Source organism: Sinorhizobium mexicanum (assembly GCF_013488225.1).
GTDB classification, from domain to species: Bacteria; Pseudomonadota; Alphaproteobacteria; order Rhizobiales; family Rhizobiaceae; genus Sinorhizobium; species Sinorhizobium mexicanum.
In genome coordinates, this window is the sequence record NZ_CP041241.1 from 1,458,041 (window position 1) to 1,481,185 (window position 23,145).

The 23,145-nt window shown below is 59.8% G+C and carries 19 protein-coding genes; 7 read left to right on the forward strand and 12 right to left on the reverse strand.

From position 1 onward, the window contains the following. The first annotated feature begins 2 nt into the window (after positions 1–2). Positions 3–1,511, forward strand: a complete 1,509-nt coding sequence (locus tag FKV68_RS30860) for an O-antigen translocase (protein ID WP_180942701.1) — start codon at positions 3–5, stop codon at positions 1,509–1,511. Between the two features lie 30 nt (positions 1,512–1,541). On the opposite strand, the gene FKV68_RS30865 is transcribed toward FKV68_RS30860, so the two are convergent. Genes FKV68_RS30865 through FKV68_RS30890 form a run of 6 tightly spaced genes read right to left on the reverse strand, consistent with a single transcriptional unit; the run spans position 1,542 to position 7,046 of the window. Then, on the reverse strand, positions 1,542–2,735 hold the full coding sequence (locus FKV68_RS30865; protein ID WP_180942702.1) for a DegT/DnrJ/EryC1/StrS family aminotransferase: 1,194 nt from the start codon (positions 2,733–2,735) through the stop codon (positions 1,542–1,544). Then, complete coding sequence (locus FKV68_RS30870; protein WP_180942703.1) at positions 2,732–3,706, reverse strand: NAD-dependent epimerase/dehydratase family protein; 975 nt, start codon at positions 3,704–3,706, stop codon at positions 2,732–2,734. Before FKV68_RS30870 ends, FKV68_RS30865 begins: the two co-directional genes overlap by 4 nt. 15 nt (positions 3,707–3,721) lie before the next feature. Beyond that, the gene (locus tag FKV68_RS30875) at positions 3,722–4,420 is read right to left on the reverse strand and encodes an acyltransferase (RefSeq protein WP_180942704.1); all 699 of its coding nucleotides are present in this window, start codon (positions 4,418–4,420) and stop codon (positions 3,722–3,724) included. Further along, positions 4,410–5,516 (reverse strand): DegT/DnrJ/EryC1/StrS family aminotransferase, encoded by a 1,107-nt coding sequence (locus FKV68_RS30880; protein WP_180942705.1) that lies wholly within the window; start codon positions 5,514–5,516, stop codon positions 4,410–4,412. The genes FKV68_RS30875 and FKV68_RS30880 overlap by 11 nt, the downstream gene beginning before the upstream one ends. Then, positions 5,513–6,550: a Gfo/Idh/MocA family protein gene (locus FKV68_RS30885; protein WP_180942706.1), complete on the reverse strand. Its 1,038-nt coding sequence runs from the start codon at positions 6,548–6,550 to the stop codon at positions 5,513–5,515. The genes FKV68_RS30880 and FKV68_RS30885 overlap by 4 nt, the downstream gene beginning before the upstream one ends. A 1-nt stretch (position 6,551) precedes the next feature. Then, positions 6,552–7,046 carry an acyltransferase gene (locus tag FKV68_RS30890; RefSeq protein ID WP_180942707.1) on the reverse strand — a complete coding sequence of 165 codons (495 nt, stop codon included), beginning with the start codon at positions 7,044–7,046 and terminating at the stop codon, positions 6,552–6,554. Positions 7,047–7,422: 376 nt separating this feature from the next. On the opposite strand from FKV68_RS30890, the gene FKV68_RS30895 reads away from it, so the two are divergent. Further along, the gene (locus tag FKV68_RS30895) at positions 7,423–8,664 is read left to right on the forward strand and encodes a glycosyltransferase family 4 protein (RefSeq protein WP_246452791.1); all 1,242 of its coding nucleotides are present in this window, start codon (positions 7,423–7,425) and stop codon (positions 8,662–8,664) included. Positions 8,665–8,718: 54 nt separating this feature from the next. Here FKV68_RS30895 and FKV68_RS30900 read toward each other — a convergent pair whose 3' ends face one another. Beyond that, on the reverse strand, positions 8,719–9,636 hold the full coding sequence (locus tag FKV68_RS30900) for a glycosyltransferase family 2 protein (protein ID WP_180942709.1): 918 nt from the start codon (positions 9,634–9,636) through the stop codon (positions 8,719–8,721). Between the two features lie 738 nt (positions 9,637–10,374). Between FKV68_RS30900 and FKV68_RS30905 the strand changes: the two genes are divergently transcribed. After that, positions 10,375–11,844, forward strand: coding sequence for an O-antigen ligase family protein (locus FKV68_RS30905; RefSeq protein ID WP_180942710.1), 1,470 nt, complete (start codon positions 10,375–10,377; stop codon positions 11,842–11,844). A 712-nt stretch (positions 11,845–12,556) separates the two neighbouring features. Next, positions 12,557–13,336 (forward strand): response regulator transcription factor, encoded by a 780-nt coding sequence (locus FKV68_RS30910; RefSeq protein ID WP_180942711.1) that lies wholly within the window; start codon positions 12,557–12,559, stop codon positions 13,334–13,336. A 106-nt stretch (positions 13,337–13,442) separates the two neighbouring features. Here the strand turns inward: FKV68_RS30910 and FKV68_RS30915 are convergent, their stop codons facing one another. Both FKV68_RS30915 and FKV68_RS30920 read right to left on the reverse strand, forming a co-directional pair. Next, a complete protein-coding gene (locus FKV68_RS30915; protein ID WP_180942712.1) occupies positions 13,443–14,123 on the reverse strand; it encodes a sugar transferase in 681 nt (226 codons plus the stop codon). A gap of 298 nt (positions 14,124–14,421) precedes the next feature. Further along, a complete protein-coding gene (locus FKV68_RS30920; RefSeq protein WP_180942713.1) occupies positions 14,422–15,345 on the reverse strand; it encodes a glycosyltransferase family 2 protein in 924 nt (307 codons plus the stop codon). 692 nt (positions 15,346–16,037) lie between these two features. Between FKV68_RS30920 and FKV68_RS30925 the strand changes: the two genes are divergently transcribed. The 3 genes from FKV68_RS30925 (at position 16,038) to wecB (ending at position 19,825) form a co-directional block, all read left to right on the forward strand. After that, positions 16,038–17,606, forward strand: a complete 1,569-nt coding sequence (locus FKV68_RS30925; RefSeq protein WP_180942714.1) for a GumC family protein — start codon at positions 16,038–16,040, stop codon at positions 17,604–17,606. Between the two features lie 75 nt (positions 17,607–17,681). Continuing rightward, entirely contained in the window at positions 17,682–18,473 is a 792-nt protein-coding gene (locus FKV68_RS30930; RefSeq protein WP_425347635.1) for a CpsD/CapB family tyrosine-protein kinase, read from the forward strand. 149 nt (positions 18,474–18,622) lie between these two features. Then, positions 18,623–19,825 carry a non-hydrolyzing UDP-N-acetylglucosamine 2-epimerase gene (wecB, locus tag FKV68_RS30935; protein WP_180942715.1) on the forward strand — a complete coding sequence of 401 codons (1,203 nt, stop codon included), beginning with the start codon at positions 18,623–18,625 and terminating at the stop codon, positions 19,823–19,825. On the opposite strand, the gene wecC is transcribed toward wecB, so the two are convergent. From wecC to FKV68_RS30950, 3 genes are read right to left on the reverse strand one after another with little or no spacing between them, the layout of a single operon-like run. After that, positions 19,781–21,037, reverse strand: a complete 1,257-nt coding sequence (gene wecC / locus FKV68_RS30940) for a UDP-N-acetyl-D-mannosamine dehydrogenase (RefSeq protein WP_180942716.1) — start codon at positions 21,035–21,037, stop codon at positions 19,781–19,783. The two genes, wecB and wecC, sit on opposite strands and share 45 nt — an antisense overlap. 46 nt (positions 21,038–21,083) lie before the next feature. Next, positions 21,084–21,893 carry a WecB/TagA/CpsF family glycosyltransferase gene (locus tag FKV68_RS30945; protein ID WP_245181884.1) on the reverse strand — a complete coding sequence of 270 codons (810 nt, stop codon included), beginning with the start codon at positions 21,891–21,893 and terminating at the stop codon, positions 21,084–21,086. Further along, positions 21,880–23,136 carry a hypothetical protein gene (locus FKV68_RS30950; RefSeq protein WP_245181883.1) on the reverse strand — a complete coding sequence of 419 codons (1,257 nt, stop codon included), beginning with the start codon at positions 23,134–23,136 and terminating at the stop codon, positions 21,880–21,882. The genes FKV68_RS30945 and FKV68_RS30950 overlap by 14 nt, the downstream gene beginning before the upstream one ends. Positions 23,137–23,145: the final 9 nt, after the last annotated feature.

Sequence of the window (23,145 nt, forward strand, 5' to 3'; positions counted from 1 at the left end):
CGATGGAAGCGCCCGCGACCCCTGATCGTGGACCGAGCTACAGCCAGATCCTCAAGTCGACGGCCCTGATCGGCGGCTCGTCCGTAATCAACGTGCTATTTTCCATCATCCGCAACAAGGCAATGGCTCTGCTTCTCGGTCCTGCAGGCGTCGGGCTGATCGGCCTCTACAGTTCCATCGCCGATATTGCTTGTGCGCTCGCCGGGCTCGGGATCCAGGCAAGCGGCGTCCGCCAGATTGCCGAAGCGGTCGGCAGCGGCGACGCGGACAGGGTTGCTCGAACGGCGATCGTGTTGAGGCGGACGTCGTTGGTGCTCGGGCTTCTCGGCGCCGTTCTGCTCGCGGCACTCGCCTATCCGATCGCGGATTTCACCTTCGGCGGTCCCGGCTATGCCGGCGGCGTCGCACTGCTTTCCGCGGCAATCTTCTTGCGCCTGCTCTCGGACGGGCAGACGGCCTTGATCCAAGGCATGCGAGACATTGCCAGCCTCGCCCGCATCAATATCCTTGCAGCGTTCTTCAGCACCGCGATCAGCATCCCGCTGATTTATCTCTTCGGCACGTCGGGGATCGTGCCCTTGCTCGTCGCCGCAGCCGCGGCCACGCTCGCCACCTCCTGGTGGCACCGCAGGCAGATACGCCTCCACACGCCTCCGATGTCCGCGCGGCAGGTTCGCGAGGAAACCGCCGCCCTCCTGAAACTCGGCGTCGTCTTTATGGCCAGTGGGTTCCTGACGCTCGGCGCGGCCTATGCGATCCGTCTCATCGTGATGAGAGCGGAAGGCATCGCTGGCGCGGGGCTATACCAGGCAGCCTGGACGCTCGGCGGTTTCTATGCCAGCTTCGTTCTGCAGGCGATGGGCACCGACTTCTATCCGCGCCTGACTGCGGTCGCGCAAGACGATGCCGAATGCAACCGCCTCGTCAATGAGCAGGCGCAGATCAGCATGCTTCTCGCGGGGCCTGGGCTCATCGCCACCCTGACCGCCGCCCCACTGATCATGAGGCTGCTTTATTCGCCCGAGTTTTACGCCGCAGTGGACCTGCTTCGCTGGATCTGCCTCGGCATGATGCTGCGTGTCATTGCCTGGCCCATGGGGTTCATCGTCCTTGCCAAGGGCGCGAAAAAAGCCTTTTTCTGGACGGAGGTCGCGGCGACCCTGGTCCATGTCGGTCTCGCATGGCTCCTGGTCCGGTCGTTCGGCCCGGTCGGCGCAGGTGCAGCGTTTTTCGGACTTTACGTCTGGCACGGCCTGCTGATCTACACGATCGTTCGGCACCTCTCGGGCTTCCGTTGGTCTTCGGCCAATCGCAAACTCGCCCTGATCTTCCTGCCGGCGTCGGGGCTCGTCTTCGGTGCCCTCTTCGTACTGCCGCCCTGGCCGGCAACTGTCTTCGGTCTCGTGACGGCGATGCTGAGCGGAGCCCATTCGCTGCGGATGCTCGCAGAACTCGTACCGCTGGCGTCATTGCCCGCGGCGCTGCGGGCCTGGCGCTCAAGATCCGCGTGAGCTCGCGAAACGACGGGAGATGCCCGCAGGTCAGACCGCCCGCAGCGCTGCGGGTTCGACGATCGCCGGAATGGACAGAAGCTCCTCGACGACCCACGCCACATCGGCATCCGTCATCTGCGCAAAGAACGGCAAGATCACCGACCGCTGTTGTGCGGCAACGCTTCGCGCCAGGTCGGTGGCAGCCCTGTGCGTGCCGCTTCCGGCGTAGGCTTCCTCCAGGTGGATGTTCATGACGCCGCGGCGGGTCGAGATGCCGCAATTGAGCAGCGCCTGCATCGTCTGCCGCTGATCGATCCAGGCGGGCAATGTCACGCAATAGCTCTGCCAATTGCTCCGGGCCCAACGGGGCTCAACCGGCGCCTGCAGCCCGGCAACCCCCGAAAGGCGCCTGGTATATTGCCTGGCCAGTCCCCTGCGCCGCTTGACGAGTGCAGGAAGCCGCTTCAGCTGTTCCCGCCCGATCGCTGCCTGGACATCGGTCATGCGGTAGTTGTAACCGATTTCCGGGTAGTCCTCTGAGATCACCTGCTTCGCGCCATGCCGGACGGTATCCGGAACGCTCATGCTGTGCTGGCGCCACAGCCGGAATTTTCGGTCGTATTCGTCACTTGCCGTCGTCAGCATGCCACCGTCGCCGGTAGTAACGACCTTGCGCGGATGGAATGAGAAGCAGGCGATATCCCCGTGCGGCTTGCCGATTCTTTGCCAGTGCCCATCCCACAGTATCTCGCTTCCGGCAGCGCAGGCGGCATCCTCGATAACCGGAACGGAGTATCGTTTGCCGATTTCCACGATGCGGCGAAGATCGCAGGGCATGCCGAGCTGGTGCACGCAGAGGATTGCCCTTGTGCGCGGCGTGATCGCAGCCTCGACCAGATCGGCATCCATGTTGTAGCCGCCGGCCTCTATATCGACGAAGACGGGTAGTGCCTCGCAATAGCGGATGGCGTTCGCGGTCGCGATGAACGAATGGCTGACCGTGATCACTTCATCGCCGGCACCGACGCCAACGCAACGCAGAGCAAGATGAAGCGCCGTCGTGCAGTTCGACACTGCACAGGCATGGGCCGCCCCAACGAAGGCGGCGAACTCCCGTTCGAACGCCGCAACTTCGGGGCCTTGCGTCACCCATCCTGAAAGTATGACCCGTCGCACCGCCTCGACTTCCCGTTCATCGAGAACCGGTCTGGCAACCGGGATCTGGCGAGGTGCCTCACTCATGCGGCTTCTCCACCTGTCGAGGCCCGCTCGCGGCGCCACCAGGCGACGAGATCGCGCAGTCCCTCCTCGAGCGTGATTTCTGTCTTGAATCCCAGGAGCCGCTCCGCCTTGCTTGTATCCGCCAGCCGGCGCGTGACCGCGTTCACTTTGCGCGCCGGCTCAAGCTGCGGTTCGAGCGAGGGCCCCATGACACGGGTGAGCAGTTGCGCCAGCGCCCGCAGACTTGTTTCCGCACCGCTTGCGACGTTGAACACCTCGTCCGTCACATCCGACTTTGCAGCCATGAGGTTTGCCCGGGCGATATCGCGCACATGCACGAAATCCATCGTCTGCGTGCCGTCGCCGAAGATGATCGGCGGTCGTCCCGTCGCAATGCGCTCCATCCAGCGGATCAACACCTCCGTATAGGCGCCGTAGACATCCATGCGCGGGCCGTAGACGTTGAAGTAGCGGAGCGCGACATAGTTGAGCCCGTACATCTCGGCGAAACTGCGCAGCAGCCCCTCGTTGAATGCCTTGGCCGCACCGTAGATCGTGCGGTTGTTGTAGGGATGGTGTTCCTCGGTGGTCGGGAAGCTTTCTGCAAGGCCGAGCACGGAGGCCGAGGAGGCTGCGATCACCTTCGACACACCGGCAGCGACTGCCGCCTCGAGCACATCGAACGTACCTTGCGCCAGGACATCGAAGGCGAGCCTCGGCTCCTCGGCGCATTGGGTGATGCGGATGGCCGCCTGATGGAACACGATGTCGACGCCTTCAAGCGAACGCGCCAGGAGCGCCCGGTCCCTGATGTCGCCTTCGATGATCCTGAGCGGGCCGGTGCTCGCCGCCTCACGGAGATTTTCGCGTCGGCCGCGCACGAAATTATCGAGGATCAGGATTTCCCGTGGCTGCTCGAGCGCGACGAGATCGGCAATGTGCGAACCTATGAGACCCGCTCCGCCCGTGATCAGAATCCGCTTGTCTTTCATCGCCCGCCTCTTCGTTCATGGTTTCGCTGGAGCGCTGTCGGTTCGCCAGTGCAGGAATTTCGCAGGCACGCCCGCAACAACCGCAAAGGGTTCGACGTCCGAGACAACCACCGCACCCGCCCCCACGACGGCGCCTTTGCCAATCGTGACGCCCGGCAATATCGTCGCGTTGGTCCCGATATCGGCCCACGCGCCGATGCGAACCGGCTTGATTTCGAGGTCTGTGCGGATGATCGGCACGTCGACGGGAAGGCCGGTGTGGCTTGAGCCGAGAATCTTGGCGCCCGGCCCCCATCCGACGAACTCCTCCATGACAAGATCTCGGGCATCGAGATAGGCTTGCGGGCCGATCCAGACATTGTCGCCGATCACGCATCTGCCGTCATGGCGGCCCTGGATGTAAGCCTGTGCGCCGATGAAGACGCTGTTGCCGATCTCGAACGTTTCGGGATGCTTGAAACCGGCGCCGCTACCGATCTGCAGGCCGGAGCCGCAGCTCTTCGCAACGCCTTGCCAGATCGCCTTGCGCATCAGCAGGTCGACGAAGCCGTCGCCAGACATGAAGCGGCCGTAGAGCGCGACCAGCCCCTCCGTGCCGTAGGATTGTTTCAGCGCTTCGGCCAGCGCCGGCTGATAGCTCGGATCGGCAACGGCTTCTCGGCGGCCGTGCACCGCATGGACAATTCGGATGCCCGCAGAGGGATCAGTGGACATGGGCCTCCTGCTCCACTACGGACACTACCTGCTCGACCTGCCGGACCGTCATTTCCGGATAGATTGGGAGCGACAGAACCGATCGGGCGGCGGCCTCCGATCTCGGAAAATCGCCCGGCGCGTAACCGAGGTCGGCATGGGCCTTCTGCAGATGCACCGGAATGGGATAGTGCAGGCCGAACTGTATGCCCTCGATGCTGAGGGCGTGCTGCAGCGCCTCCCGATCCCGGCACCGGACGGCATAGATGTGGTAGACATGACGCCGGTCGGCGACGTCAAGAGGCGCCTTCACAAGATCGGAGCCCGCAAGCAGCGCAGAGTAGCGCGCCGCATGCGCGCGGCGCGCTTGCGTCCAGGCATCGAGATGCCTGAGCTTCACCCGCAGGATGGCCCCCTGGATGCCGTCCATCCGGTAATTGAAGCCCTTGAGCACGTGGTGATATCGGCTTTCCTGACCCCAATCCCTGAGCATGCGCATCGTCCGCGCCTGGCTGTCATCGCTGGTAACGACCATGCCGCCTTCGCCGCAGGCGCCGAGGTTCTTTCCTGGATAGAAACTGAAGCAGCCCGAGACCCCGATGCTTCCCGCCCGGCGGCCCTTGTATTCGGCGCCGTGGGCCTGGCAGGCATCCTCGATGATGGGTAGGCCATGCCGGTCTGCAATGGCCTTGATGGCGTTCATGTCGGCCATTTGTCCGTAAAGATGCACCGGGACGATCGCCTTGGTTCGAGGTGTGATTGCCGCCTCGATCTTCGTTGCATCCATGGTCAGCGTCACCGGCTCGACATCGACGAAGACCGGCAGCGCGCCGGTGTAGCAGATCGCCGAAACGGTGGCGACGAACGTGAAAGGTACCGTAATGACTTCGTCGCCGGGACCAACGCCAAGCGCGAGCAGCGCAAGATGGAGGGCACTGGTACCGGTGTTGACGGCGATTGCGTGCCGCGTGCCGCAATAGGAGGCGAACTCCCGTTCAAGCTCAGCGACCTCCTCGCCCAAAACATATTGCGCCGACGCGAGCACGCGTAGCGCCGCCGCATCGATCTCGTCCTTGATCGATGTGTACTGCGCCCGGAGATCGAGAAAGGGGATCATGCGATACGCCTCATATGCTCCAGTTCGATGACCCGGCCGCGCTCGGCGAGCGACTGGGTGGCGGCTTCGAGGATTCTCACCACGCGCAGCCCGGCGTTTCCGTCGGCAACCGGCTTTTCATTTCGCTCGATGCAATCGATGAACTGGCGCAATTCGATGCCGAGCGCCTCGGCGACGTCGAGATGGGGGGCGTACATATCACCGGTGCGATAGCCGACCAGCATCTGGTAGACCTTTTCGCCATTCTTCTGCGGGTTGCCGTTCAGCGTTATCCCCTTGTCATAAACCTTGATCTTCTCGCTGGGCTCCAGGTCGTCGTAGAGGATCATCTTGCTGCTGCCGCCGATCAGCGTCCGACGAACCTTGACCGGGGCGAGCCAATTGACGTGGATGTGAGCGATCAACTGGCTTTCGAAGAAGAGATTGAGATAGGCGATATTTGCCGGCTCGCCGGCAACGTGGCTCATGCCCGTGGCCGATACCGCGACCGGCCGCTCTGGCAGCACGTAGTCCATGATCGACAGATCATGCACTGCAAGGTCCCAGATGACGCTGACATCGTGCTGGAAGAGGCCGAGATTGACCCTGACCGAGTCGTAATAATAGACGTCGCCGAGCCCGTCTTCGACGAGCTCCCGCATCTTGCGAACGGCGCCCGTGTGCACGAAGGTGTGGTCGACGGCGAGCACGAGGCGGCGACGCGCCGCCTCCTCGACCATACGACGAGCCTCGTCCGATGTTGCCGCCATCGGTTTTTCGACGAGCACGTGCTTTCCCGCCATCAGCGCTTTCATGGCGAGCTTGAAATGCGCGGCAGCCGGCGTCGCGATCGCAACGGCATCGACCCGCGGGTCGCGAAGCACCTCTTCAAAATCGTCCGTGATGTCAACGGCCGGGTAACGGGTCTGGACCGTCGCCAATCGATCCATGCGCAGGTCGCACACGGAGATGAGGCGCGCGCCGGGCGTTTCCCAGAAGTTGCGCACGAGGTTTGGTCCCCAGTAACCGTAGCCGACGACAGCAACGCCGATCATCTCACGCCTCCGCAGTCTCGATCGTGGCATCCTTGACGCGGCCGATGATCCGGGCGGGCACGCCGGCAACGATCGCGAAGTTTGGTACATCCCTGGTCACCACGGCGCCGGCGCCTACCTGGGCGGCCTCCCCGATCGTGACGCCCGCCAGGATGGTGGCATTGCTGCCGATGGAGGCGCGCCGCTTGACCCGTGTCGGCACGACCGTCCAATCGGCCTGCGACTGGAGACCGCCATCCGCATTTACTGCACGTGGATAGATGTCGTTGGTGAACATGACGCCGTGACCGATGAAGACACCGTCCTCGAGCGTCACCCCTTCGCAGATGAAGGAATGGCTGGAGATCTTGCAGTTCCTACCGATCGCCGCGTTCTTCTGAATTTCCACGAACGTGCCGATCCGCGAACCCGCGCCGACCGCACAACCATAGAGATTGACGAGATCCGGATGAAGAATGACGACATCGTCATGCAGCGTGACATCGGACGCGATCATGCTGCCAATATCCCTGTTTCCCAATCGTGTGATCAAACTCGCGGCCGTGATGCGGCGTATTTGTCGAGTTCTCAATTCTTCAGGTAAATCAATAAATTCTGCGAATCAGAAGAATTCTTTTCGGCCAAACAGTAAAGAAAACAAAATGCAGTACCGAGTGCATCGAAAGGCGTAGCAACGTACAGAGCATTGATGATTTCGCTCAGTGCATCTCGTTTGCCGTCGGAGAGTCCGGCATTCTTCTTCGGCCAAAGTGAGAGGTTGCAAGGAAAGGCACAGCCAGCGTTACGCTGGCGCTACATTTCTCTGCCATTTCCACGAGACCCAAGGACGGCTTGGCCGCCAGCAGGCAGATACGGGAACCAAAGCGTTGCGCGTGCTCGTGTATCCACATGACCTTTCGATCGGCGGCAGTCAGATAAATGCCATCGATCTCGCCGCCGCCGTAGCCGCGGCAGGCCACGAGGTGATCGTCTACGGCATCCCCGGCCCGCTCGTCTCTTATATCGAGGAGCGTGGCCTGCGTTACGTGCCGGCGCGACCTCTGAAATATCGCCCCGCCCCTTCGCGAATAGTCCAGATCGCCGCCCTTGCGCAGAGCGAACACATCGATCTGATCCACGCGTACGAGTGGCCAACCTGCCTCGACGCCTATTATGGCGCCGGTCTTCTCCTGAAAGTTCCCTTGCTCTGTACCGTTCTCAGCATGCAGGTGCCGCCGCACGTCCCAGCCTCGGTACCGTTGATCATGGGAACCTCCGACCTTGCCATAGAGGCGCGCAAGACGCATCGCGGCCAGGTCTGGGTGATCGAACCGCCAATCGATGTCGATCATGACACGCCCTTCGTCGACGGGAGCGCATTCCGCAATAAGCACGGCGTCGCCGACAATGAGTTTCTTGTCGTCAGCGTTTCCCGCCTCGCGATCGACCTCAAGCTCGATGCCCTCGTGCGAGCGATCGATGCCGTGGATATGCTGGCAGGGTCATACCCGCTGAGGCTCATACTTCTCGGCGACGGTCCCGCACGAGAAGCACTGACGGCGAGGGCAGCCGTCGTGAACCGTCGGCACGAGCGTGAGGTCGTGGTGCTGCCTGGTGCCGACCTGGACCCGCGCAGTGCCTACGCGGCCGCCGACCTGGTCATCGGCATGGGGAGTTCGGCGCTACGCGCGCTTGCCATCGCCCGCCCGCTCATCGTGCAGGGAGAACAGGCGTTTTCCGAAATCTTCGAGCCATCGACATTCGACCTATTCCTGAGACAAGGCTTCTACGGCCTGGCCGACGGCGCCGCCGGCGCCGGCCGGCTTGCGGCGCAGATGGAAGAGCTAATCAGGGATCCGGCGCGGCGGGCGGCCCTTGGCCGGTTCGGTCGTGAAATGGTCACCAAGCGCTTCGGCTTGCAGCGAGCGGCACGCATTCAGTTGGACGTGTACGATCGAGTCTTGGCCAATCCACCGCTTTGCCGGTTCGTTGAAGCACTGCACTCGGCGCGCCTATCGCTGATGCTTGAAATCGTAAACCACGATCCATTTCGCAAGCGAGCGAAAGGCTCACGTGAGCAAGAGATCCTCCTCACTGTCCGGTCGGGTAGTTGGCCCCCAGTCCTGGGGGAGTAGGCAACACGGCAAAGAAAGGCCGCATTGTCGGGCAAGCGATGCGCGCGTCCACAATCATCGGCGTTGGGAGGGGGCGAGGAACCAACTGCCCAGTTTTTTTGCCAAGGCCCACAAGATAAACTTTACGTGCGGCGGGTAATCTCCGATCACCGCAGCGAGAAATTTTAGGGCAGACCTTCTCTTACCCACAATATAAAAATATCTAACAACGTCGAGCATTATCAGAGATCTCTGCCTTCTCCGGGCGCTGAGGATGGCTCTGTTTTTTCTCAGAATACGTAGACGCCCTATGATGGGCTTGCGGCCACTTGCGGATATACTGTCGGCTGAAACAAACCCCAAGACGACAGGTTCAATGTCCTCATACACAATTGTGTGCTGGACCAACCTGATCGCAAACTCCCAATCCTCGTTGGCCCTCGCGCAGGGGTCAAACCATTCCAAACTCGGCAAGCAATTATTTCGGAACAAGGTGTTCTGGACGCTGACGCGATTCTCGGTCAAAAGTCGCTCGAGTTGGTCCTCATCGGAACAAAGGCGCCCTTCGGGAGGGGGAGCAAGGGCTATTCGCGTAGGTCCATAGTTGAAGTTGGTGTCTCTCCCATAGACTATCTTTGCGCCCGTCACTGCCCCCACATAAGCGGGAAGGGAGCATAGCAGCGCAAGTTGCTTTTCCAGCTTCCCAGGCAGCCAGATATCGTCGCTGTCCTGAAACGCGATATAGTCGCCGTTGGCATGCCGGAGTCCGGTATTTCGCGCGGCGGCGGCTCCTCCGTTTAAGTCTCGTCTCACATAGCGAATGCGGTCATCGCCAATGCCGCGCACGACCTCTTCAATGTCCTCCGTGGAGCCGTCGTCGACGACTATCAGCTCAATGTCCTTGTACGATTGAGTGATGACGCTATTAATCGCAGCGCTCAAAGTACTACTTCGATTATATGTCGGAAGAATAATTGAAATTTTATTTGCCATTATAGCTTTCCAATGTGGATATTACATTGAATTTAGCGCCAATAAGACATAGTGATATTTATTAACATTACAAACTCAGTCGAAGACAATGTGCCCCCGATTCACGGTTTTGGCTGGATCAAAGTAGGGCGCCCCAACCCTGTCCCCTTCGCGCAAGATTATTTTATCTGCGACGCGCTTCGAGCTAAACATCTCTGAATTGCGGCGGCATCGTTCGCCGGAATGTCCCGCTGCTACATCAACTTTCCTGTGCCCTACTAACATTGGCGAAAAAAGCAACCCGCCGAGTCGCTAAAGAGGTATTCAGTCCATCTAAGCGACGATCCTACCAAGCGAAAAATTGGGTTCACTGGTCCCCGGGATTCCAGCAATCTAGCCTAGAGCGGAGTGACGGAAATATACAGCGGTGCGTTTGCATCTGCGGACGTCACTTTATGGGAGCTTGGGCGGGTAGCCAGCGATGGTTCCCAGCGGAATTTTGTTGTGGCTTCTCCGACATAGGCACGATTCGGCGCTTGCCGGCTCTGATGAACTCTAAAAGCTGGGCGAAGGACCAAAAGGACGAATGAAGTGCTCAGCCAAAGAGCCCAAGACAGCCGACCGGGGCCAGCGCCTCAGAGTGCACTGTCCATGGTGAGGGTCGCCCGAAGCCTCGCCACCTCATCCAATAGCGTCTCGCGTGGACCCGAGAGAGACTCCCACGCCCTGGGGCAAGACAAACTGGCGTGGCCAATTCGCTTGTTTCTCCTGAGCCTGTTTTTGCCGTGGACGATAAAACTGGGATCGCTTGCGCTTTCGCCATACCGCATCGTCCTGATTGCTATGGTTGTTCCGTGCCTCTTGCGCTGGGCCGGCGGGAAGGCGGGACGGGTGAGAGTGCCCGACGTCCTGCTTTTTCTGTACTGCTTCTGGAGCGCGATCAGCCTCATGGTGGCCCACGGCTTCCAACAGTCCATCGAACCCGCCGGAATACTCTTCATAGAAACGGTAGGGACGTATCTCCTCGCTCGCACCTATATCCGTGACGCGAATGACTTCTATGGGGTAGTTCGCCTGCTGTTCCTGGTGGTAGCAGTTCTGGCGCCCTTCGCCATTCTCGAAGCGCTGAGCAATCGCGCCATTCTGCTTGAATTGTTTTCCGCTGTTTTGCCGTCCCAACCCGTTGCAATCACCGAGTCCCGTTGGGGCCTGAGACGCGTGCAGGGGACGCTCGACCATCCAATTCTGTTTGGCGTTGTCTGCGGCAGTATCCTTGCGTTAGTCCATCTAGTGCTTGGCTACCGGCAGAAGTCCCATTCCAAATGGACCAAATCGGGTATTGTCGCAGTGACGAGTTTCCTCGCCCTTTCTTCAGGACCGTTGACGGCGTTGATCTTTCAAGCGTTGATGCTTGCATGGAATTGTCTGCTCCGCAGCTACGTTCACCGATGGAAAATCCTTTTGGCCCCACTAGTCTCGCTTTACGTCCTCATCGCGATAGCATCAAATCAATCTGTTCCTGAGTTCTTCATCACGCACTTTTCTTTTGACACGTATTCCGCAGGTTACCGGGTCCTCATCTGGACGTTCGGCTCGGCATCCGTACTCAACCATCCATTGTTTGGGGTCGGCTTCAACAGGTGGGATCGCCCGTTATGGATGCCAGAAAGCATTGATATGTTCTGGCTAACGCACGCGATATACTACGGCCTTCCCGGGGCTGTTCTGATGATTATTTCATTTCTTGCGCTTCTATATCAGGTAAGTGTCCAACAAAGCGCTGATGAAAGATTAAACGAATATCGAACTGCATATCTGATTGCGATGGGCAGCTTTTTCCTGGTGGGCTGGACAGTGCACTTCTGGAACGCAACCTACGTTTTATTTGTATTCTTGTGGGCGAGTGGGGCTTGGATGCTCAACGTTCGCGCGCCCACGGCCGACAAACGCAACCCACGTAGCAAAACAGAAGCAAGGAGAGGGCAGAGACGACTGCTCGAAAACTCAGTCCAAACACGGAGCCCCCGAGATGAAGTGAAAGCCGCCTCAGTGGCGGCTCGGTTTTCGATAGGATGTAAGCGCGAGGCCTTGGCGGATACAGCGCAACCTACCCATACTCCTGATGAGGGTTCACCGCTTTTCAGCGCGGCCAACAGAAGGCCTGCAGACTTGCGGTCTGTCCGCGAAAAGGCACAGCGTGGCAAGCGGCCGCGCCCGCGGATTTATTAGACGAGAACAGCCCACGTTGCGGAGCACAAACCGGCCGCAGTGTCTCAGGTGAGCAAAAGATATTACAGCCGAATCTGCTCAAAGGTAGTAGGCGTTGTGGCGCGTATATACTGCAGATGTATCATTCAATGGACCTGGGTCGCTGCCGCATGCATGAGAGATACTCCTTTTTTCACGCATAGCACCCCAATTTGGTCGTTTCGTCCGGAAGGCCATTATAGTAGTCTATTTTTTATTAGTTTTTACTTAAATATATACTCGGCGAATTTTGGTAATGAAGTTGGCGCGCTGGGTTCGTCCGTCGGATGTCTCGAACGACGTTCAAGTTGCGCCAAGGGGGCTATAGCCATGAGCTCAACGAGATCCGTTAGCGGCAGCAAATTCCCTGCCCCGATCGTGCACCGGCGGATGATGCATCCGTACCGCAAAAGAGGTACGTCTACTATAAGATTTTGGGGGTCTTTACCCTACATTGGAATAGGGCAGACTGGGGGTGACGGCCTGGATCTGCCTGGGGGCAGCGGCCGAGGCCCTTAGGCCACCTCGGCGCCATAACATCAGGTATTGCTTAAGTAGTGAATTTCGCTTTAAGGGCAGGGTATATTTGCCAAGTTTTCAGTTGAAATCTGCAAGGTAGGATCTCGCGCAAGCAATAAATATCAATATATCGAAAAATATTGCGGCGAGATTGCTATTGGGGAGACGTATACCTATGAAATTTATAGCAAATGGAAAAGATATACAGAATGAAATTCCCACGCAAGCCGACACTAATATCGGCGAAGCTCCAGAACAAACTTCTGCGCCAGAGCGTTTACTTGTGATTATTGACAGTCGGGCGCTTGATCGCCAATGCCTGGCGCAAAGCATAGTGTCCCACAAGGCGGACATGCGCGTCCTGGCATTTGGATCGATCGAAGAATGGCGGCAACAGCGACACCAACACCCTCCGCTATCCTCGATCCTGCTGAATGTCGGCGGACGAAAGATCGTTGATCCGGCCGTTGCCGAGGAAATAAGGAGGCTCGCATCCGAGTTCGAACCAGTGCCGGTGATTGTACTGGCCGATACGGACGAGCTCGCCCAGATAATGAAGGCACTCGAGTATGGCGCCAAGGGCTATATTCCTTCCTCGGTCAGCATAGATGTGTGCATCGAGGCAATCGACCTCGCCGTGGCAGGTGGGACCTTCGTTCCGGCAAGCAGCGTATTCGCAATGCGTCGGCTGCTCGAAACGGGCAACACGGTTACGCGTCCTTTGGCCGGCATGTTCACGGCGCGTCAAGCCGAAGTCGTGGAGGCTCTACGGCGCGGAAAAGCGAACAAGATCATTGCCTATGAGCTCAACCTTCGGGAAAGCACCGTCAAGGTCCACATCCGCAACATCATGAAGAAGGTCAAGGCGACGAACAGGACGGAAGTTGCCTATAAGATCAATGATCTTTTTCCCAGCGATCCCTCAACCGACGGAACGAACTGGCCGGATCACTGAACCGAGCAGATTGGAGGAAGGCCGGCCGCGACACATGTTTTCGCGCGCCTTTGACGCTCGGCTTGGGGACAAGGACGCCGACAACCTAAGAATGCGGGAATAGCGGTCAGAAACCCGTGCCACGCAGCACGACGAAGATGGTCCGCGACAGAATCGAGAGATCTGTGCCGAAGGACATGATGCCAGCGTAGCGTGTGTCATATGTTGCGCGCTGAGCGAAACTGGACATATTGCGCTCGCTGATTTGCCAGAGCCCGGTCAGCCCCGGACGTAAGCTGAAGTACGCACTGCCCGGATAATGAGACCGCTGGTCCGGCAGCATCGGCCGTGGGCCGACAAGGCTCATGTCACCGAGAAGGACATTCAAGAGCTGGGGCAACTCGTCGGCGGAATATTTGCGCAGATATTTGCCGAGCGTCGTGACCCGCGGGTCATTCTGAAGCTTCTGCGTGCGATCCCATTCCAGGCGAGCCAGCGGATTGGCGTCCAGATATTCCTGCAGCCTTCGTTCTGCGTCGGGAACCATTGTTCGAAGCTTCCAGAGATGGAAAACCCGCCCTCCTTTGCCAAGCCGCGGCTGACGAAAGAAAGCGTTCTCCCCATCAAGGCGAATGAGCAGCACCAGGACCGCGACGAGCGCCAGGGCAAATGGCGCGATCATCAATGTGAACACAATGTCGAAACCACGCTTGATCGCGTGATAAGACCGCCGCGGCCCGATTGTTGAATCGGACGATGCGGGCGGCGCGATAAGCCAGTGTGGATATAACCTGGGATTCTTCGGCATTGCGCTCTCCACGATCAATAGTGGAACTCACCGCAAGCGCAGATCTCTCTGCCCTATCCCAAATATAAATTCGAGCTAGGAGATACATTTTTGCGTTGTCGCCAAATATTAATAGTATCTGCTTGTAGCAATATAACTTAATAATTTAGCGACTTTGATATCAATAGACCTCTTTTAGATAATTCGATCTAGTATATTATATTTGCACGACGACATGATTATTATTCCCACGCGGCGACGTTGCTTAATTCAGCTCTACCTACTCTATCCTGTTCCCCGTGTAATACAGAAAATGGTTTCAGGTCTTTTCCCTGTTCCAGTTCTCAACCAGTGAGGCTGCGTTTCGGTGGAGCGCCAGGTCAAACATCAACCCCGCGCGATAAAGCCGCACTCGGATCAGGCACACCAAGGCGAGCCATCTGTTGCGGTTGCCCGAGACATGGTTCGAAACCAGGATCTTGAACCCCTCGAACAGCGGTGAGGCGCCGATCATCACGCCGCCGGCCAGCCAGCGGAGCATCGCCGCCGGACGATCGCCAACCTTCCGGAATTCGTGGGCGACGTGCCGGTCCCATCGCCGCGCCAGCTCCGCGAAAGACCTGCAGGAAGGCGTGAGAACTTTCGCCTCCGGCAGATAGGCCAGCCGGTGACCCAGCGCTGTCGCGCGCCTGCCCCATTCCGTATCCTCCATCGTTGCAATGCCACCAAAAGGACCGACGTCACGGAAAACCTGCGTTCGAACCGCCATGTTGCCGGTGGCCGCAAAACCGTGACTTTCGACGTAAAGACGGGCGCGATAGCTGTAGATGCTTTCATAGAGTTCGATCGATGTCGGCCGCTCCGGATCGGCCAACAGAATTCCAATGTCGCCACCAACCACATCGACATCAGGATTTCTTGCCAGGAACTCTACGATCGCACGAACCCAGCCGCGCTGCGCCACACAGTCCGCATCGATGAAGGCCAGGAACTCGGACCGCGCCGCACTTGCACCCCGGTTCCGGGCCGGGCCAGGACCGGGAACCAGTTCGTACTCTAGGCGCACCCCCATGAAACTCGAGCAGACGGCGTCAGGCCTTTCGGCGGAACCGTTGTCGACGACGATGATCTCGAAAGGAATGCCGTCCGTGCGCTGCGCATCGAGAGAGAGCAAACAACGACGCAGATTGTCAGGCTCGTTGAGATGCGGGATGACCACGCTTAGACGTGGAGCAGCGTGCATTTGTGACCTACGTGCGTTGAACGAAGAAGCGACGGTCGACCAGCCTTCCCAACCGGGCTGAGCAGCCGATTAAGACAGCATGACCGCGCGAGCCGATCTTTGGAAGTCGCCTGAAGCGCGAACGGCCGCAGCAGATTGGGTGAGAACGGTTAGGCGACTCCCGGTTTACAGCGCAGCCGTCGAGGTGATGGTCTACCTTCTTTCGATGGAGGCGACGGTGCGAAGACCACTCCGCCTGACCGATTGCTCAGAGCGTCCCTTCTGCTTTAGGTACTTCACTTGAAGGCCGACATGGACCGGCTGAGTGCCGTGACCCGCAGACAGTCCCGGGAGAGCCCGACCCATGCGCCTCAAATCGGCGGCGATTTTCAGGAATGTGCGGCAGTCGAAGGCACTGCGAGCCTGCGTGTCTGGAAAGACGCGCCGCCTGCAGGCGCGTCTCGTGCACCCGGTCCGACGCAGTCCGGCAGAGACAAACCCAACCGCGCTGAAAGACCTGCACGAGAATAGTCATGTGTCAGGCGAATCCGAGCATAAGGCATAGGTAGAAAGAGCCTACTCGAAGGAACTAGTACCGGACGCGGAAGCGCCCTCCGTCACCCCCCATTGATCATCTATCACCTGCCGCGTAACCGCTTGAAGATGAACACTTGGCACTGTGCCGCTCAAGTCCAGGTTCGGGTCACTTTGCGATGCGCGATGTGGATTTACGCTTCTACATTTCGATCCTTTGGCGAAGGTTGCCGTACGTCCTTACGATCACCATCTTGGCGCTGGCAATCTCCGTTCTGGTCGCACGCGCCCTACCGCCAGTCTATCGCGCCAGCGCCAAGATCCTCGTAGAGGCGCCGCAGATTCCAGCGGACCTTGCGCGTTCGACGGTGCCGACAACTGCGGTGGATCAGTTCCAGATCATCCAGCAGCAGATCACCACGCGCGAGTACCTTCTGGCGCTGGCAGACAAGCTCGATTTCTACGGCAACAATCTATCGGGCGAGAAGCTATCGGGCGGCGAGGAGCTCTCCAGCGAGGATATCGTCGAGGACATGCGGTCCCGCATCACTTTCGAACAGTTGGACAGTCTGAGCGCCAAGACCGGAACGAGCATCTTCGACGTGAGTTTCGAGGCTGGCGAGCCAGTGCTGGCGGCGAAGACCGTCAATGAGCTCGTGGCGATGATCCTGCGCAGCAACCAGCGCCAGCGCACAGACCGCGCGGGCGACACCTTGCGATTTTTCGACCGAGAGGTTGCGCGGCTTGGATCCGAGCTGAACCGGCTCGAGGCCGACATCCTCAAATTCAAGAGCAAGAACAAGGACACGCTGCCCGAGAGTCTCGATTTCCGGCGCCGGCAGCAAATCAGCCAGCAAGAGCGGCTGACTTTGCTCGAGCGAGAGGAGGCTGCTCTTCGCAGCAGGCGCAGCAGTCTCACGGATGCTTATGCCACAGGCACTCCGTCGGCCGTCAGCGGCCCGGTCACGCCCGAGCAGCAGATGCTTCAGGATCTGAACCGCGCCTTGGCCGAGCAACTCGCGATCTTTTCGGAAAACAGCCCCAATATCATAGCGCTCCGCGCTCGGATCGTGTCGCTGCAGCGTGGGCTGATGTCCAATCAGGCAACGGACACCTCGGCGAGCAAGAAGGCCCTGTCCGGACTTGAGCTTCAGCTTTCGGACACCGACCAGCGCCTGGAGATCATAGGTCGGGAGAAGACCGCAATCACGCAAAGCATTGCCGATCTGACGCAATCGATCGTGGCGACACCGGCTAGCGAGACGGCTCTAAACTCGCTCGAACGGAACAGGCTGAACGTTCAGACGCAATACAACGCCGCGATCGCGCGGCGCGCGGAGGCCCTCATCGGCGAACAGATTGAACTGCGCTCCGATGGCGGGCGTTTTTCGCTACTGGAGCCAGCGTCGCCACCTCAGTCACCGATAAGCCCAAAGCGGCGACGTATCGTCGCCATCGGCGCCGCGGCAGGAATCGGGCTCAGTCTCGCCCTGGTGGCGCTTCTTGAAATCCTGAACAGGACTGTACGCAGGCCATCGGAATTGGCCCAATTGCTTCAATACCAACCGCTCGCAACCATTCCGCATATCCCGACGCCAGCCGAGGCGCGCGCCGCCAGCCGCAAGCGAGGGGTGGCGCGAGGCATAGCGGCTGCGCTCGTCGCCGCAGGTATTCCAGGTACATTGGCCACCATTCATTACTACTACTCACCAATTGATCTTATTTTTCAGAAATTTATTTCAAATTGATACGTGCAAGCATGCTATAATATTGTACTATTGAAATAACGACAATAATTATACGATAAGGAACAACAGCAAACCATGGAAAGTATTTCCACATCGCTCCAGGGAATCGTCCAGGTCCGCGCCATAGATCGAGCTTCGGAACAGACAATTCACGCCTGCACGCGGATCGAGAGTGAAGTACTTTGGGACAGCCTGCCCGCACTTCGCATCGATCCCGCGATCCTCGCCCAAAATCGCGTTGTTACCATCAACCGATCGACCGCAGCGCGCACTCCATTCGACATGATGCGCACGAAGATCCTGCAAACGTTGCGGCAGAACAATTGGACGTCCGTCGCGATTACCTCCCCTGCGCCTAGCTGTGGCAAAACCTTCCTCGCGTTGAACCTGGCATTCAGCCTGGCGGACCAGAAGGATTGCCGCACCCTGCTTGTCGACGTGGATTTGAGACGGCCGCAGATCGGCGAGAGGCTCGGGGTGACGGGCTCGCCTCCGTTTGAAAACTTCCTCAACGGCAAGAGCGACATCAACGAGATTTTCCTGCGCCACGACAGCAATCTGGCTGTCGGCGTCAACGGACAGCCCGTGCAATTTTCAGCAGAAACGCTTCAAAGCCCCGAGACGACAAGGGTCTTGCGGGAACTGCGGCAAAGGATGAACCCGGATGTCATCCTGTACGATATGTCGTCCATGCTTGCCACCGACGACGTCATAGCATTTTTGCCGAACGTCGACTGCGTGATCCTGGTCGCGGCGGCCGAGCGGACCACTCTCGCTGAAGTCGATTCCTGCGAGCAGTATCTGTCAGAGAAAAGCAACGTACTTGGTGTCGTGCTGAACAACTGCCGCCATCACCGCGGCTACTGACGCGCCGCGCGAACCAATTGCTGAGCGGCGCGGGAACTGACGCGAGCAGGCGTGGGGTTCACGGATGGAAATTGATCGCGCCCGACCGAGGGGGACCACCAAGGTTAACACGATCCCAGCGTCCAGCATGGTCAGAAGGAGAGGCCGGCATGCGCAAAGTGTTGATTGTTTATGGGACACGCCCCGAGGCCGTCAAATTGGCACCATTGATCGCCGAACTCGGTCGCTCGCCCCATTGCACGCCCATCGTCGCCGTGACGGGCCAACATCGCGAAATGCTCGACCAGGTCAACAGCCTGTTCGACATCCGCCCGAGCCATGACCTAAACATCCTCACGCAGGGACAAAGGCTGGAGGATATCACCAATCGTGTTTTAGGCGGTGTCGCCGGCGTGATAGAGGTCGAGGCGCCCGATGCCGTGCTGGTCCAGGGCGACACGACCAGTTGCTTTGCGGCGGCATTGGCCGCCTTCTATCGAAGGGTTCCGTTGATCCATCTCGAAGCCGGGCTGAGAACGGGCGACCGCTACAATCCGTTTCCGGAAGAATTGAACCGCCGCTTGACGACGCAACTCGCCTCCCTGCATCTGGCGCCGACGCAGACATCAAAAGCCAACCTCCTGTACGATGGCGTGAACGAGCGCGCCATCGTCGTCACCGGCAATACGGTCATCGACGCCCTGCTCCATGTCGCGTCCCGCAATAGCCCACTCGACAACCCTGACACGCAGAGGATTTCCGGTAGGAGGAGCGTCCTGATCACGGCGCATCGACGTGAGTCCTGGGGAGAGCCGATGGCGCGAACGGCCCGTGCCATTGCCCGGCTTGCAGCTGCATTTCCGGAGGTTGTGTTCCTGTTGCCCGCGCACCTCAATCCAGTCGTGCGCGACGTGCTCCTTCCGCCGCTGGTCGGCCTCGACAATGTCGTGGTGACACGGCCGCTTGACTACTGCGATTTCGTCTGGGCGATGCGCGACTGCTCGATCGTCCTGACGGATAGCGGCGGCGTCCAGGAAGAGGCGCCGACCCTCGGGAAGCCGGTGCTTGTCCTGCGGGAGACGACGGAACGTCCCGAGGCCGTTGCCGCCGGCACCGTGCGGCTTGTCGGCACCGACGAAGATCGCATCGTGCGCGAAGTGACGACGTTGCTGACCGACCGGGCGGCCTATCAGGCCATGGCGCACGCGGTGAACCCCTATGGAGACGGGCAGGCTGCGATGCGCTCGACCCGGGCGATCGAGCACTTTTTCGGCGTCGGAAGTCTGCCGGTGGAATTCGACGCAGGTCCCGATTCCGCCGAACTGCAGTCAGCGCCACGCCCCGCGTGTGTCGTAGACGACTTTGCCGCCTAGGCGCGTGTGTCGCATCGCCTTGAAAGGCTCGTGTTCGACCAGCAGCACAACGATATCGGCCCGTTCCACGGCCTGGTAAGCGCCCTCGAGGCGCAGGTTGGAGTACCCTGACAGCGGGCCCGGTAGAGTGCTCACATAGGGATCCGAAACGAAGATCTCGACCTCCGGCAGGGCCTTGGCTATGAGGCCGACGACTTCGACGGCCGGACTCTCTCTCACGTCGTCGACGTTCGCCTTGAAGGTCAGCCCAAGACAGGCGATCGTTGGCGCCCGGAACCGTTGCGCCTTCGCCACCACGCGCTCGGCCACGTCGTGCGGTCGACGATCATTGACCTCGCGTGCCGTGCGGATCAGCCGGGACAATTGCGGAGCTGCAGAAACGATGAACCAGGGGTCTACCGGTATACAGTGCCCGCCCACCCCGGGACCGGGATTGAGAATGCTGACCCGCGGATGCCGGTTTGCGAGCCGGATCACTTCCCAAACGTCGATGTGAAGCGACTCGCTGATCAGCGAAAGCTCGTTGGCGAAGGCGATGTTTACGTCGCGATAGGCGTTTTCGACGAGCTTTGCCATTTCCGCGCTTGCCGCATCCGTGAGCAGAATTTCGCCTTGAGCAAACAGACGGTAGATGGATGCGGCCTTCTCCGCACATCTTGGCGTCAGGCCGCCGACGACGCGGTCGTTCGTGACGATCTCAATCATGATACGGCCGGGCAGCACCCTTTCGGGGCAGTGGGCGACGAATATGTCCGCGCCCGTCTCGCCGTCACGAGGCATCCTCAGATCGGGCCGCAGGTCGCCGATCCAGCCCCCGACCTTTTCAGTCGTGCCTGGGGGCGATGTGGATTCCAGCACGACAATGTTGCCGGGGCGCAGCCTGGGAGCAATCTGCTTGGCCGCAGCCTCCACATAGGACAGATCAGCCGTCCTGTCTTCGTTGAAGGGCGTCGGGACGGCGATGATGAAGGCATCCGCCTCCGGTATCTCCGACGTCGCGGTAAGCCGGCCCATGGCGACCGCGCCGCTGACGGCGATGGCGAGATCGGGTTCGACGAACGGCACCTCGCCGCGGGATACGGCCGCGACCGTGGCGGGATTTATGTCGACGCCGATGACGTCGACACCTCGGGTTGCAATCGCGACGGCCGTCGGTAGGCCTATGTAACCCATGCCGAGTATCGCCAGCCGGCCTCTGAACGCTTCACTCATTGTACATGCTCCGCATCCGTCGGGTGGGTTTGGCTTGAATTGCCGGTCATTTGCCCGTGATCCTCTCGGGTCCAAACGCAGGGGCGGGATGGACGAATTCCTTGAGCGAGAGCTGGATGAAGGTCGCGTTGGTCGTCAGGTATCGCCACGCCAGCCGACGCGGCTCCTGAAGCAGGCGATATGCCCATTCCATTCCGACGCGCTGCCAGGCAAGCGGCGCCCGCTTGGTGATACCCGCCAGCACGTCAAACGATCCACCGACGCCGTGAAGCACAGGAACGTTGAGCGACGGACCATATTTGCCGAGAAAGATCTCCTTCTTGGGGGACGTCATTCCGAGGAACAACATGTCCGCGCCGGAGTCCCTGATCCCCGCCGCTATCCGACCGGCCTCGCTCGGCTGAAAATAGCCGTCGTAGCTGCATGCGATCCGCAGTCCGGGAAAGCGCTCGCGAAGTCGCTCCTGCAGCTTCTGCAACACTTCAGGCCGAGCACCCAGAAGCGCTATGGACCGGTTTTCCCTGTGGGCCAGCGAGAGGAGCCGCTCAAAAATGTCGATGCCCGCGATGCGCTCCGGCAGTGGCCGCCGGAGCAGCTTGCTGGCCCATACGATCGATTGGCCATCGGCCAACAGAAGGTCGCATTCCATGAGCGAATTGCGCAACAGCGTATCCCTGCGCAGTTTGACGATTTTGGCGGCGTTCAGCACCCCGAGCAGCATCGGGCTGCGCGTGACGAGCGCTCTGCGGCAGGCCTCGATCACATCATCCATTCGTACGGCATCCAGATACATGCCGAACAATAGTTGGCGGTTGGGGTTCATCTCGGATCTCTGCAACAGGTCAGGCATTACCATCCCCCTCTCCAGGAGCCCTGCTCACCGCACGCTCTCCAGAGAGCCATGCATAGAGAAGCCATCCCAACTCGTAGGGGCGGCATTCGTAATCGACCTGGCTCGGCGGGAAGACCGCGTCCAGCCAGGGAAGATGCATGCCGGGCTTCAGCGCCGTGGTGAAGGCGGAGATCGCCCTCACGGCCTTGTTGGGCTCGCGGCGCGCGACCTTGCGCCAGATAACGTTCTTGTCATGGGCGACGAGGGGCGCGAGAACCTCCGGATGGCGATCGAGCCAGCCCAGTCCGCTGACGAGTGCCCGCCAATGGTCGGTCCCCCCCGCCTCCCAAAGGTCGAGCAGTGCCATCGGCGCCATGGCGTGCTGATGCACGCTGTAGACCGGATAGCCCTCGACCACGCTTCCGTCGCGGCTGTCGTAATGCCACCACCATTGCCCGGCTGATCCTTGCAGTGAGCAGATTCGCGCGGCGCATGCCTCGGCCGCCGCTATGGCAACGGGATGACCGTGCGCAGAGTGCAGTCGCGAAAGGGCCTGGATCGGATAGACCTGATCGGCGAAGCAGCCGATATGCGCGCGCAGGCGGCCATTGATCGAGGCGGACAGCACATGCGGAAAGAGTCCTGACGCCGCCTGGCCGCCAAGCAGGCGGCTCGCGGCAAAGGTGGCCAATTCTCGCGTGTCGCCGAAAGGCCTTCCGGCGAGCGCGGCAATGAGCGCCCATGCGCAATTTACGGTGGCGATCGACGACTGTGAGGCAAGCAGCGCGGAAAGCTTGCGGAAAAGCCGGGAAGCATGAAAATGCCCCGCCTCCGCCGCGGCCCATGCGGCAAGCGCGATTGCCCCTGGATCGTCGGTCGCTTCAGCGCGGGCTTCCGCCGTTCGCGCCAGATCGACGGCGGTGTTGCCGTCGAGAACCTGCCGCTGCGCCGTTTCATCCAACTTGGACAATCCGAGCGCGACCATCGCCGTATAGCGAAGACTCTCGCCTTCAGGGTGCTCCGACCATCCCGAGTTGGATTTAGTGGCGCGCACCGTGTGCGCGAACAACCCCTTCTTGCGCATCCGTGGCAGGCCGCGCATTGCCAGCGCGATCAGTTCGTCGACCCGGATGCGGGCGTCAGGTGAGACTTCTTCAAGCGCCTGCAGCCTTTCGAGCGGACCAGCCGTGAATTGCCGTGTCAGCTTGCTGCCTCCTGGTGCGCTCTCCGCTCTCGGAGGCAACGAATGCTGAAACTCGATCGACATGTGGGCTTT